9 protein-coding genes are annotated in these 11,932 nt (G+C 64.1%); 5 read left to right on the plus strand and 4 right to left on the minus strand.

All coding sequences use genetic code 11. The features are described from left to right. Window positions 1-34: 34 nt before the first annotated feature. Both acnA and acnB read right to left on the minus strand, forming a co-directional pair. Window positions 35-2,716 (minus strand): aconitate hydratase AcnA, encoded by a 2,682-nt coding sequence (acnA, locus tag MY55_RS08640; RefSeq protein ID WP_065202267.1) that lies wholly within the window; start codon window positions 2,714-2,716, stop codon window positions 35-37. A gap of 216 nt (window positions 2,717-2,932) precedes the next feature. Continuing rightward, window positions 2,933-5,521 carry a bifunctional aconitate hydratase 2/2-methylisocitrate dehydratase gene (acnB, locus tag MY55_RS08645; RefSeq protein ID WP_065202268.1) on the minus strand — a complete coding sequence of 863 codons (2,589 nt, stop codon included), beginning with the start codon at window positions 5,519-5,521 and terminating at the stop codon, window positions 2,933-2,935. A gap of 201 nt (window positions 5,522-5,722) precedes the next feature. Between acnB and gcvA the strand changes: the two genes are divergently transcribed. Continuing rightward, complete coding sequence (gcvA, locus tag MY55_RS08650; protein WP_043572176.1) at window positions 5,723-6,604, plus strand: transcriptional regulator GcvA; 882 nt, start codon at window positions 5,723-5,725, stop codon at window positions 6,602-6,604. Here the strand turns inward: gcvA and MY55_RS08655 are convergent. Beyond that, window positions 6,601-7,383: a substrate-binding periplasmic protein gene (locus tag MY55_RS08655; RefSeq protein WP_052257909.1), complete on the minus strand. Its 783-nt coding sequence runs from the start codon at window positions 7,381-7,383 to the stop codon at window positions 6,601-6,603. The genes gcvA and MY55_RS08655 overlap by 4 nt on opposite strands. Before the next feature lie 141 nt (window positions 7,384-7,524). Between MY55_RS08655 and MY55_RS08660 the strand changes: the two genes are divergently transcribed. Next, a complete protein-coding gene (locus MY55_RS08660) occupies window positions 7,525-8,532 on the plus strand; it encodes a class 1 fructose-bisphosphatase (RefSeq protein ID WP_043572179.1) in 1,008 nt (335 codons plus the stop codon). A 65-nt stretch (window positions 8,533-8,597) separates the two neighbouring features. Here MY55_RS08660 and MY55_RS08665 read toward each other — a convergent pair whose 3' ends face one another. Next, entirely contained in the window at window positions 8,598-9,248 is a 651-nt protein-coding gene (locus MY55_RS08665) for a LysE family translocator (protein WP_065202269.1), read from the minus strand. A gap of 233 nt (window positions 9,249-9,481) precedes the next feature. Between MY55_RS08665 and map the strand changes: the two genes are divergently transcribed. The 3 genes from map (at window position 9,482) to rnk (ending at window position 11,908) form a co-directional block, all read left to right on the plus strand. Then, a complete protein-coding gene (gene map / locus MY55_RS08670; protein ID WP_255361819.1) occupies window positions 9,482-10,315 on the plus strand; it encodes a type I methionyl aminopeptidase in 834 nt (277 codons plus the stop codon). A 181-nt stretch (window positions 10,316-10,496) separates the two neighbouring features. Then, the gene (locus tag MY55_RS08675) at window positions 10,497-11,342 is read left to right on the plus strand and encodes a flagellin N-terminal helical domain-containing protein (protein ID WP_047243169.1); all 846 of its coding nucleotides are present in this window, start codon (window positions 10,497-10,499) and stop codon (window positions 11,340-11,342) included. A gap of 161 nt (window positions 11,343-11,503) precedes the next feature. After that, window positions 11,504-11,908, plus strand: coding sequence for a nucleoside diphosphate kinase regulator (rnk, locus tag MY55_RS08680; RefSeq protein WP_043572188.1), 405 nt, complete (start codon window positions 11,504-11,506; stop codon window positions 11,906-11,908). The last annotated feature ends 24 nt before the right edge of the window (window positions 11,909-11,932 follow it).

An 11,932-nucleotide genomic window follows, 5' to 3' on the forward strand; every position in this document is an offset into this window, starting at 1 on the left:
GCGGCATCGCGCCGCCGCGACAAGGCGGACACGCTCACCGCGCCCCCAGCAACTGCCGCAACACATAGGGCAGAATGCCGCCATGGCGGTAGTACTCCACCTCCACCGGGGTGTCGATGCGCAGCAGCAACGACAGTTGCCGGGTCTGCCCATCCGGACTCCGCGCCGTCAGCGTCACCGCTTGCCGCGGCTGGATGCCCTGTTCCAGCCCGCTCAAGTCGAACACTTCATCGCCTTTCAAGCCGGCCGCGCTGTCGGAACCGGTGAATTGCAGCGGCAACACGCCCATGCCCACCAGGTTGGAGCGGTGGATGCGCTCGAAGCTGCGGGCGATGACCGCTTTCACTCCCAGTAATCGAGTGCCCTTGGCTGCCCAGTCGCGGCTGGAGCCGGTGCCGTACTCCTCGCCGGCGAAGATCAGTGTTGGCGTGCCGGTCCGCTGGTATTCCATCGCCGCATCGTAGAGGAAGCGCTGCGCGCCATCCGGCTGGCTCAGCGTCAACCCGCCCTCCACCGGCTTGCCGTCGGCGTCCAGCGGCAGCATCAGATTGCGGATGCGCACATTGGCGAAGGTGCCGCGCATCATCACTTCGTGGTGGCCGCGGCGCGAGCCGTAGCTGTTGAATTCCAAGGGCGCGATGCCCCGTTGTTGCAGGTATTGCCCGGCCGGGGAGCTTGCCTTGATCGAACCGGCCGGACTGATATGGTCGGTGGTGACCGAATCGCCGAAGATGGCCAGCGCCCGCGCGCCCTGCACCTGGGGCACCGCCGCCGGCTGCAGGGCAAAATCCTGGAAGAACGGCGGCTCGGCGATATAGCTGGAATCCTCCCAGCCATACACCTGCCCGGTCGGCGCGGCGATGCCGCTCCACAGCGGATTGCTGTCGACAAAATCCTGGTACAGGCGGCGATAGGTGGCCGGATCGGTCGCCTGCGCCAGCGCGGCGGCCACTTCCTGGCCGCTGGGCCAGATTTCGCGCAGCCACACCGGCCGGCCGGCGCTGTCCACGCCCAGGGGCTCGCTGTCCAGGTCGATGTCCACCCGGCCGGCCAGCGCGAACGCCACCACCAGCGGCGGGCTCATCAGGAAATTGGCCTTGATAGCCGGATGGATGCGCGCCTCGAAATTGCGGTTGCCGGACAGCACGGCGGCGCAGATCAGGTCCTTGGCGGCGATTTCCGCCTCCAGCGCCGGCTCCAGCGGCCCGGAGTTGCCGATGCAGGTGGTGCAGCCGTAAGCCACCACCCGGAAACCCAGCTGCTGCAAGGACGGCAGCAGGCCGGCCTTGTCCAGATAGTCGGTGACCACCCGCGAGCCCGGCGCCAGCGAGGTCTTGATGCGCGGCGCCACCTTCAGGCCGCGCGCGGCGGCCTTTTGCGCCAGTAGGCCGGCCGCCAGCATCACGCCGGGATTGGAGGTGTTGGTGCAGGAGGTGATGGCGGCGATCAGCACCGCGCCATGTCCCAGCGCGCCATCCGACGCCGGCGCGGCGCCGGCCTTGCCGTAACCGCCGCTGGACGCCGGCTGCGCCAGCAGCTCATGGAAGCGGGACTTCAGCGCCGGCAGCGCGATGCGGTCTTGCGGCCGTTTCGGGCCTGCCACGCTGGGCACAATGCCGGCCAGATCCAATTCCAGCGTCTGGCTGTAGTCGATCGCGCCGGCCTGCGGCATGCCGAACAGGCCCTGCGCCTGAAAATAGCGGCGGAAGGCATCGACCTCCTCCTCGCTGCGGCCGGTGGCGGCGAGATAGGCCGCCGCTTGTTCGTCCGGCGGAAAGAAACCCATGGTGGCGCCGTATTCCGGCGCCATATTGGCCAGCGTGGCGCGGTCCGGCAGCGTCAGGCTGGCGGCGCCCGCGCCGAAGAATTCGACGAACTTGCCCACCACCTGCGCCTGGCGCAGCCTCTCCGTCACAGCCAGCACCAGATCGGTGGCGGTAACGCCCTCGCGCAGCCTGCCGGTCAGATGCACTCCCACCACGTCCGGCGTCAGCAGATAGACCGGCTGCCCCAGCATGCCAGCCTCGGCCTCGATGCCGCCCACGCCCCAGCCGACCACGCCCAGCGCGTTGATCATGGTGGTATGCGAATCGGTGCCCACCAGCGTATCCGGGTAATAAACCTCATCCTTGCGCAGCACGCCGCGCGCCAGATATTCCAGATTCACCTGATGCACGATGCCGATGCCCGGCGGCACCACCCGGAAAGTCTCGAACGCCTGCATCCCCCATTTGATGAAGCGGTAGCGTTCGGCATTGCGGCGGAACTCCAGCTGCATGTTCAGATCCAGCGCATTGCCTTCGCGATAGTGATCGACCTGCACCGAATGGTCCACCACCAGGTCCACCGGCACCAGGGGTTCGATCAGCTTGGCCGGCTTGCCGAAGCGTTCCGCCACGCCGCGCATCGCCGCCAGATCGCACAGCAGCGGCACGCCGGTGAAGTCCTGCAGCACAATGCGCGCCACCACGAAGGGGATCTCCTCGCTGCGCGCCGCCCGCGGCTGCCAGCTGGCCAGTTGCCGCACATGCTCCTCGGTGATGCGCCGCCCATCCAGATTGCGCAGCAGCGACTCGAGCACGATGCGCAGCGACACCGGCAGGCGGCTGACATCGCCGACGCCCAGTTCGGCCAATGCCGGCAAGGAGTGGAAACAGGCCTGCCGGCCGGAGGCCAGCGGGAACTTGCGTAAACTGTCTTCAGCGCTAAGGGGCATGACCGGCTCCTGTGGAAATGGGGAACAGCGACGATGCGGATGGGATTCGCTTGGACTATGGCTGATGGACGGAGTTCTTCGCCCTCGCCTGCGCAGCGCCTTGGCCGTAAGGATGCCTGCCGGGACAAGAGGCTTTCGGCAAGGCGCGCGCCCATGAAAAACGCCGCCCACCCTTGCGGGCGGACGGCGCGATCACCAAGGCAATCGGTTCGGCTATCAGGCTTTGCTGGCGGCCAGTTCCTGATATTCTTCGATCTGGTCGAAGTTCAGGTACTGGTACACTTCAGCGCCCTTCTCGTTGATGATGCCGATATTGGCCTGATATTCCTCCACCGTCGGGATCTTGCCCAGCTTGGAGCAGATCGCCGCCAGTTCGGCCGAGCCCAGGAACACGTTGGAGTTCTTGCCCAGACGGTTCGGGAAGTTGCGGGTGGAAGTGGACATCACGGTGGCGCCTTCGCGCACCTGCGCCTGGTTGCCCATGCACAGCGAGCAGCCTGGCATTTCCATCCGGGCGCCGGCGCGGCCCAGCACGCCGTAGTGGCCTTCTTCGGTCAGTTGCTTGGCGTCCATCTTGGTCGGCGGAGCCACCCACAGCTTCACCGGGATGTCGGCCTTGCCTTCCAGCAGCTTGGAGGCGGCGCGGAAGTGGCCGATATTGGTCATGCACGAGCCGATGAACACTTCGTCGATCTTGGTGCCGGCCACTTCGGACATGAACTTCACGTCGTCCGGGTCGTTCGGGCAGGCGACGATGGGCTCTTTCACGTCGGCCAGGTCGATCTCGATCACGGCCGCGTATTCGGCGTCGGCGTCAGCCTTCAGCAGCTGGCCCTTGGCGATCCACTCTTCCATCGCCTTGATGCGGCGCTCCAGCGTGCGCGCGTCCTGGTAGCCATCGGCGATCATCGCTTTCATCAAGGTGATGTTGGAGCGCATGTACTCGACGATAGGCTCTTTGTTCAGGTGCACGGCGCAGCCGGCGGCGGAGCGCTCGGCGGAAGCGTCGGTCAGCTCGAACGCTTGCTCGACCTTCAGATCCGGCAGGCCTTCGATTTCCAGGATGCGGCCGGAGAAGATGTTCTTCTTGCCGGCCTTGGCCACGGTCAGCAGGCCCTGCTTGATCGCGTACAGCGGAATGGCGTTGACCAGGTCGCGCAGGGTGACGCCCGGCTGCAGCTTGCCCTTGAAGCGCACCAGCACCGATTCCGGCATGTCCAGCGGCATCACGCCGGTGGCGGCGGCGAAGGCCACCAGGCCGGAGCCGGCCGGGAAGGAAATGCCGATCGGGAAGCGGGTGTGGCTGTCGCCGCCGGTGCCGACGGTGTCCGGCAGCAGCAGGCGGTTCAGCCAGCTGTGGATCACGCCGTCGCCCGGGCGCAGCGATACGCCGCCGCGGGTGGAGATGAAGGACGGCAGCTCCTTGTGCATCTTGACGTCCACCGGCTTGGGGTAAGCGGCGGTGTGGCAGAACGACTGCATCACCAGGTCGGCGGAGAAGCCCAGGCAGGCCAGGTCCTTCAGCTCGTCGCGGGTCATCGGGCCGGTGGTGTCCTGCGAGCCGACGGTGGTCATCTTCGGTTCGCAGTAGGTGCCCGGACGCACGCCCTTGCCTTCCGGCAGGCCACAGGCGCGGCCGACCATTTTCTGGCCCAGCGTGAAGCCCTTGCCGGAATCAACCGGCGACTTGGGCAGGCGGAAGGCGGTGGAAGCCGGCAGGTCCAGCGCTTCGCGCGCCTTGGAGGTCAGGCCGCGACCGATGATCAGGTTGATGCGGCCGCCGGCGCGCACTTCATCCAGGATCACTTCGGATTTCAGCTTGAACTCGGCGACGGTCGCGCCGTTCTTCTCGATCTTGCCGCTGTACGGGTAGATGTCGATCACATCGCCCATTTCCAGCTTGGACACATCCACTTCAATGGGCAGCGAGCCGGAGTCTTCCTGGGTGTTGAAGAAGATCGGCGCGATCTTGCCGCCCAGGGTGACGCCGCCGAAGCGCTTGTTCGGCACGTAAGGGATGTCCTGGCCGGTGGCCCACACCACCGAGTTGGTGGCGGATTTGCGCGAGGAGCCGGTGCCGACCACGTCGCCGACGTAAGCCACCAAGTTGCCCTTGGCTTTCAGGTCGTCGATGAACTGCATCGGGCCGCGCTTGCCCTCTTCTTCCGGCACGAACTTGGCGTCCGGGCGCGGGTTTTTCAGCATGGCCAGGTAGTGCAGCGGGATGTCCGGACGACTCCAGGCGTCCGGCGCCGGCGACAGGTCGTCGGTATTGGTTTCGCCCGGCACCTTGAATACGGTGACTGTGATCTTCTCGGCCACTTCCGGACGGCTGGTGAACCATTCGGCGTTGGCCCAGGACTCAACCACTTCCTTGGCCACGGCATTGCCCTTGTCCATTTTTTCCTTCACGTCGTGGAAGGAGTCGAACATCAGCAGGGTTTTCTTCAGGCCGGCGGCGGCGATCTTGGCGACGGCGGCGTCGTCCAGCAGGTCGATCAGCGGCTTGATGTTGTAGCCGCCCAGCATGGTGCCGAGCAGTTCGGTGGCCAGTTCGCGCGAAACCAGCGGCGACTGCACGCTGCCTTCGGCGACGGCAGCCAGGAAGGATGCCTTGACCTTGGCAGCGTCGTCCACGCCCGGCGGCACGCGGTGGGTAATCAGGTCGACCAGGGTGCTTTCTTCGCCTTTGGGCGGATTTTTCAGCAGTTCGACCAGTTCTTCAACCTGCTTCGCGGACAGCGGCAGGGGCGGAATGCCCAGCGCTGCGCGCTCGGCAACGTGCTGACGATAAGCTTGTAGCATGACTTGGGACCTTCTTGGCTTGGTTGTTGGCAAGCTCGCCGCCGCAAGCCATGCGGCTGGCAAGCTTCACCCGGCGATTTTGCACCATTCCTCGCGGATGGCGTAGTGAATGATGCTCTTTGTAGTGACTGAAGATTACGCGTTTAGACGATTGCATACAAACGAGTAATGGCAACATGGATTGTGAGTTAAAATCACAGCATGAGCACATACCCCCCATTGAACTCCCTGCGGATTTTTGAAGCCGCAGCCCGACTGGAGAGCTTTTCCGCCGCTGCCGGAGAGCTGTTCGTCACCCATGGCGCTGTGAGCAAACAGATAAAGCAGCTGGAGGACTGGCTGGGGATTTTGCTGTTCGAGCGCAGCGGCGGCCGCGTCAAGCTGACCGACGCCGGCTGGCGCTACCTGGTGCAGGTGCAAGATGGCCTGGACCTGATCGCCAACGCCACTTCGCAGCTGCTGCAGCCCAATAATCAGCGCCGGCTGAGCATCAACTCCACCCCCACTTTCGCCAGCTACTGGCTGCTGCCCAGGCTGGGCGGATTTCGCGCCCGCTTTCCCGACCTGGAGCTGCACCTGGCCACATCGGACCGCGACATCAGCCGACTGGACGCGCCGTTCGATCTGGCCATCCGCCGCGGCCCGGGAGACTGGCCGGGCCATATCGCCAAACCCTTTTTGAAAGAGTGGGAACTGCCGCTGTGCAGCCCGGCGCTGTTGGCGCGCATACCGCTGCACAGCCCGGCCGACCTTACCGCCCACACCCTGCTGCATGCCGATACCCGGCCCACCGCCTGGCCGCGCTGGTTGACGCTGGCCGGCGTGCCGGAGTTGAAGCCGGCCAGCAGCATGCATTTCGACAAGTTCTCATTGGCTTTGCAGGCGGCTACCGATGGGCTGGGCGTGGTGCTGGGGCCGATGCCGATGGGGCAGGCGCAGATAGACGCCGGCTTTCTGGTATCGCCTTTGCCAGAGCCGGTGGTGACCGTACGCGATTATTGCTGGGTGGTGCCGCGCATGGCGGCGGAAGACCCCACCGTGTCGGCGTTTTGCCGCTGGCTGGAAAGCGAGGCCGGCGCCTAGCGGACCGGCCCGGGCGGCACGCCTATCAGCCTGACGTCCATGGGCGCGGCATCGCGCGGCAGCCACTTGTTGTAGATGCGCTTGTAGGCGCCGTCCTTCTTGATGGCGGTAAAGCCGTCCTGCCAGCGTTTGACTTCGTCGGCCGGAGTGCCGCGGGAAAACGCCAGGTAGAGCTCAAGCGATTCCAGCACGCGCACCAACTCCACCGAGTCCGACGGCTGATGGATGTCCTTCAATACCGAAGACACCACGAAGCCGCCCTCCACCCACATATCGTAGCGGCCCAGCAGCAACTTCTGCGCCGTCACCTGCGGCGTCGGCGCCAAGTCAACTTCCACAAAGCCAGCCGCGGATGCGGCATCGGCGAAGATGCTGCCGCGATAGGCGCCGACCGGGCGCTGGTAAATGCCGGCTCCCAGCGCCAGCAGTTTCGCCGCTTCGCCCTTGCGCGCCAGCAAAACCGTTTGCGACACCGCTATCGGCCCCAGCAGCGACATCTGCCTCTCCCGCGCTTCGTTGCGGCCGACGGTGAACAGCATCACGCCAGGATTAGTCAGCAGTTCCTTGTAGCCGCGCGCCCAGGGCACCACTTCGATCTGGCTGTTGTCATGAATGCGGGATTGGATTTCCCGCACCACCTCCACCGCCATGCCGTCAGCCACGCCATTGCGCTGGAAGGTGATGGGCGGCCAGTCTTCGGTATAAATGGTAAGCGCGGGAGCGGGGGCGGACCAGGCGGCCAAGCTGAACAGCAGCAGCGCGATAGTGCGGGAGAGCATGGCGGCTCCTACGTAAAACTACTAGCTTCTTGATAGCCCTTCCCAAGCCCGGCCGCCGACTTATTCGCTATAATGCCGCGTTGTGCCCGGCAGCGCGCCGGCATTACCATTTGCGCACCCACCCATTCCCGAAGGAACGACATGAGCCGCATCACCCTCTCCCGCTTTCTGATCGAACAGCAACGCAAGGCCGGCACGCTGCCGCCGGAATTGCGCCTGCTGATCGAAACCGTTGGCCGCGCCTGCAAGGCGATCAGCTATTCGGTCAACAAGGGCGCGCTGGCCGGGGTGCTGGGCGAAGCCGGCACCGGCAATGTGCAGGGCGAGGCGCAGAAGAAGCTGGACGTGATCGCCAACGACTTTCTGCTGGACGCCAATGAATGGGGCGGCAGCCTGGCGGCGATGGCTTCCGAAGAGATGGAACTGCCCTACCACATCCCCGGCGAATACCCGAAAGGCGAATACCTGCTGATGTTCGATCCGCTGGACGGCTCGTCCAATATCGACGTCAACATCTCGGTAGGCACCATCTTCTCCATCCTGCGCTGCCCGGAAGGCGTGACGCAACCTAGCGAGGCCGATTTTCTGCAGCCCGGCACCCGCCAGGTGGCCGCCGGCTACACCGTGTACGGCCCGCAAACCATGCTGGTGCTGACTTTCGGCAGCGGCGTCCACGGTTTCACGCTGGACCGCGAGCACGGCTCCTTCGTGCTGACCCACCCGGACATGCAGGTGCCGGAGCGCACCGGCGAATTCGCCATCAACATGTCCAATATGCGTCACTGGGAAGCGCCGGTGCGCCGTTATGTGGACGAACTGCTGGCTGGCAGCACCGGCCCGCGCGGCCGCGATTTCAATATGCGCTGGGTAGCGTCGATGGTGGCGGAAGTGCACCGCATCATCACCCGCGGCGGCATCTTCATGTATCCGAAGGATGCGCGCGACCCGGGCAAGGCCGGCAAACTGCGTCTGATGTACGAAGGCAACCCGATGGCCTTCGTCATCGAACAGGCCGGCGGCGCGGCCACCAATGGCCTGCAGCGCATCATGGACATCCAGCCGCAGAAACTGCACGAGCGCGTGGCGGTGTTCCTGGGCTCCAAGGAAGAAGTGGAACTGGTGAGCCGCTACCATCTGGAGCAAAAGTAAATCCGGAGTGCCCGCTCCAAGCCAAAGCCCGCCATCCGGCGGGCTTTGTTTTTATCATGCCGCAATCACGCCTGCGCGGGCTTGAGCGCCGATGCCAGCATGCGCCAGCCGGCATAAGCGAACGACACGGACAACGCGCCATCGAACAAGCGGCTCACCCGCAAAAAGCCCTCCCGCACCCGCGGCAACGAAAACACCGCCGCGTAGCCGCCGAATACCAGCAGCCCTATCGCCCAGTACCCGGCCACCATCCACAGCCCATCCCGCAGCGAGCCGCCGGCCGGCATAGCCAGCGCGACAATGGATAACCAGACGAAAATCGCCTTGGGATTGGTCAGGTGCATGGCGGCGCCGCGCAGAAACATCTTCCGTCCAGCTTCCCCGCCCGGCATACCCGCCGGCACGCGCAGACCGGCGATGGCGGTGCGGCCGGAGCGATACGCCAGCCAGAACAGGTAAAGCCCGCCGGCCATTTTGATCGCCAACAGGGCCATCGCGCTGTCGGCCAGCACCGCCGACAAGCCCAGAGCGGCAAGGCAGCCCCAGAACAGCGAGCCGCAAACGACGCCAAGCGCAAGCATCAGCGCCGGGCGCGGCCCCGCGTGCATGGCGGCGGACATGATGGCCAGATTGCTGGGCCCGGGGCTGGCCGTGCCCAGCAGATAAGACGAATAGGCCAGCAGCAGATCGACTGGGACGGCATGCGGAGAAATCATGGCGGGCTCCAATTGGGCTAGACCCCTCATTATGCCAACATCCTTACATGGCTGCGCATTCGGACAAGAGCCACCGCCGGGCATCCGGCCAACCGCTCGGCCAGGCGCTTGGCAATGAGAGCGCTGGCCAACTGGTGTAGAATGGGGGAATACCAATCATTAGCAGCCGGACGAGGCTTGATGGTTTGGTTGGGCAATTCTCGAATTTGCCCGGCCAGCCCCCCTGCCAAACCCTGCCACCCACTGAAAACAACAGGCATTATCAAAAAATGGCTATTCAACTGAAAGACGCCCAGGACATCGAAAAAATGCGGATCGCCGGCCGCCTGGCCTCCGAGGTTCTGGACTTCATCACTCCGCACATCCAGCCCGGCATCACCACCGAAGCGATAGACAAGCTGTGCCATGACTACATGGTGCGCGAGCAAGGCACTATCCCGGCGCCGCTGAATTACGCGCCGGATGGCCACATCCCCTACCCCAAGTCCATCTGCACCTCGGTCAACCACGTCATCTGCCACGGCATCCCCAACGACAAGCCGCTGAAGAACGGCGACATCGTCAACCTGGACATCACCGTCATCAAAGATGGCTACCACGGCGATACCAGCCGGATGTTCTACGTCGGCGAAGTCAGCCCGCACGCACGCCGTCTGTGCAAGATCACTTACGAATGCATGTGGAAAGGCATCGAAAAGGTCAAGCCGGGCGTCAAGCTGGGCGACATCGGCTACGCGATCCAGCAGCACGCCGAAGCCGCCGGCTACAGCGTGGTGCAGGAATTCTGCGGCCACGGCATCGGCAAGAAATTCCACGAGGAGCCGCAGATCCTGCACTACGGCCGCCCGGGCACCGGGCTGGAAATCCAGGCCGGCATGATCTTCACCATCGAGCCGATGATCAACCAGGGCAAACGCCACCTGCGCATGCTGGCCGACGGCTGGACCGTGGTCACCAAGGACCGCAGCCTGTCCGCGCAGTGGGAACACACGGTGCTGGTTACCGAAACCGGCTATGAAATCCTGACCCAGTCCGCGGGCACGCCGGAAAAGCCTTCGTTCAAATAAGCCCGGCGTTGTCAAATGCCTGCCGTCCGACCCGCGCGCCGCGCGGGTTTTTTATTGGCGCGATAACCGCGACGGCGACAGAATTGTTGCGATTTTTAAATTGCCATTGTGTCGGCAAGCCATTGTTTCTAAACTGAACCAATAGTATTGTCTTGAGCAGTCCGCCTGCGGGAGAAGCACCATGTCACTGACCATCAATAGCAATCTGGCCTCGCTGGCCGGACAGACCCAACTGAGCAAGACCCAGAAGTCCATCCAGCAATCACTGGCGGAACTGGGATCTGGCCAGGCCTCGGTCAATGCGGCCAATCAGGCGATCTCGCAGCAACTGCAGGCTCAGATCAACGGCAACAATCAAGCGTTGAACAATACCAACGACGGCGTTTCCCTGGTGCAAACCGCGGATTCGGCCCTTGGGCAATTGCAAAGCAACACCCAGCAGATCCAGACCCTGGCGATCCAGGCCGGCGACGGCGCCCTCAGCGGCAGCAACCGCCAAGCGCTGCAGCAGCAGGTAGACCAATTGACCCAGGCCAACTCGCAGATCGTGCAGAGCGCCCAGTATAACGGCACCCCGCTGCTGACCGGCGGCAACGCCACCACTTTCCAGGTGGGGCCGAACGGCACCAGTTCCAACCAGCTCACCGTGCCCGGCATCAATCTGTCGGCGGCGCCGGCGTCCGGCGGCCTCAACAGCTACAACGCCAACCTGGCGGCGACCAACACCATAGACATCACCACCCAGGCCAACGCGCTGACAGCCCAGCAATCCGCCCAGAACGACCTGAATGCCATCGGCGCGCAGCGGACCACGCTGGGAGCGGTCAACAATAGTTTCAATTCGGTGGTGGACAATCTGCAGACTTCCAACATCAGCACGCAGGCCGCCAACAGCCGGATCAGCGATGCGGATTACGCCGCCGCCAGCGCGCAGCTGGCTTCGCAGCAGATACTAGGCCAGTCGGCGGCCCTGGCGCAGCGGCAGGCCAACATCGCGCCGCAAGCCGCCTTGTCACTGCTAGGGTGAGGCAATATTCGGAAAAGTTCCACGGGATGAGGGGTAAATAATTGCGGGATCGGCCTTGTTGGCGCAGCTTTGAATCCTTTATGATCAAGATATGAATCCATCCAGGATTTGTCCATCGGGCACCCGTCGCGGTGCCCTTTGTCCATCTGAAGGAGTCTCATATGTCGATCACCCCAGCCATCACGGTTTCCTCTCTCGATTACGAGCGCCTGGCCGCCTTGCTGGAAACCTGCGAACAGGGGCACCCCGTTGCCGGACGCCTGGAAGCGGAACTGGAGCGTGCCGAGGTGGTGGAGCCTGAAGCCATGCCCGCAAACGTCATTACCATGAACAGCCGCGCCCGCATCCGCCTGGGCGACGGCCAGGAAAAGCTGCTCACCCTGGTGTATCCGCGCGAGGCGGATAGCGAACAAGGCCGGATTTCGGTGCTCGCGCCGATCGGGGCGGCGCTGCTTGGCCTGTCCATCGGCCAGGACATGCAATGGCCGACTCCCTCCGGCACTACCCGGCTGACTGTTCTGGAAATCGTTTACCAGCCGGAAGCTGCCGGCGAATACCACCGCTAAGCGTTAGCCGCGGCCGGGATCGTC

Origin of the sequence: Chromobacterium subtsugae, assembly GCF_001676875.1 — a bacterium.
Classification (GTDB): Bacteria; Pseudomonadota; Gammaproteobacteria; order Burkholderiales; family Chromobacteriaceae; genus Chromobacterium; species Chromobacterium subtsugae.

Bases quoted from the DNA above. Each gene is read 5' to 3' on its own strand.
- acnA (WP_065202267.1), bottom strand. From the start codon at position 2,716: ATGCCCCTTAGCGCTGAAGACAGTTTACGCAAGTTCCCGCTGGCCTCC.
- MY55_RS08655 (WP_052257909.1), bottom strand. From the start codon at position 7,383: ATGCTCTCCCGCACTATCGCGCTGCTGCTGTTCAGCTTGGCCGCCTGG.
- rnk (WP_043572188.1), top strand. From the start codon at position 11,504: ATGTCGATCACCCCAGCCATCACGGTTTCCTCTCTCGATTACGAGCGC.
- MY55_RS08675 (WP_047243169.1), top strand. From the start codon at position 10,497: ATGTCACTGACCATCAATAGCAATCTGGCCTCGCTGGCCGGACAGACC.
- MY55_RS08660 (WP_043572179.1), top strand. From the start codon at position 7,525: ATGAGCCGCATCACCCTCTCCCGCTTTCTGATCGAACAGCAACGCAAG.
- acnB (WP_065202268.1), bottom strand. From the start codon at position 5,521: ATGCTACAAGCTTATCGTCAGCACGTTGCCGAGCGCGCAGCGCTGGGC.
- gcvA (WP_043572176.1), top strand. From the start codon at position 5,723: ATGAGCACATACCCCCCATTGAACTCCCTGCGGATTTTTGAAGCCGCA.
- MY55_RS08665 (WP_065202269.1), bottom strand. From the start codon at position 9,248: ATGATTTCTCCGCATGCCGTCCCAGTCGATCTGCTGCTGGCCTATTCG.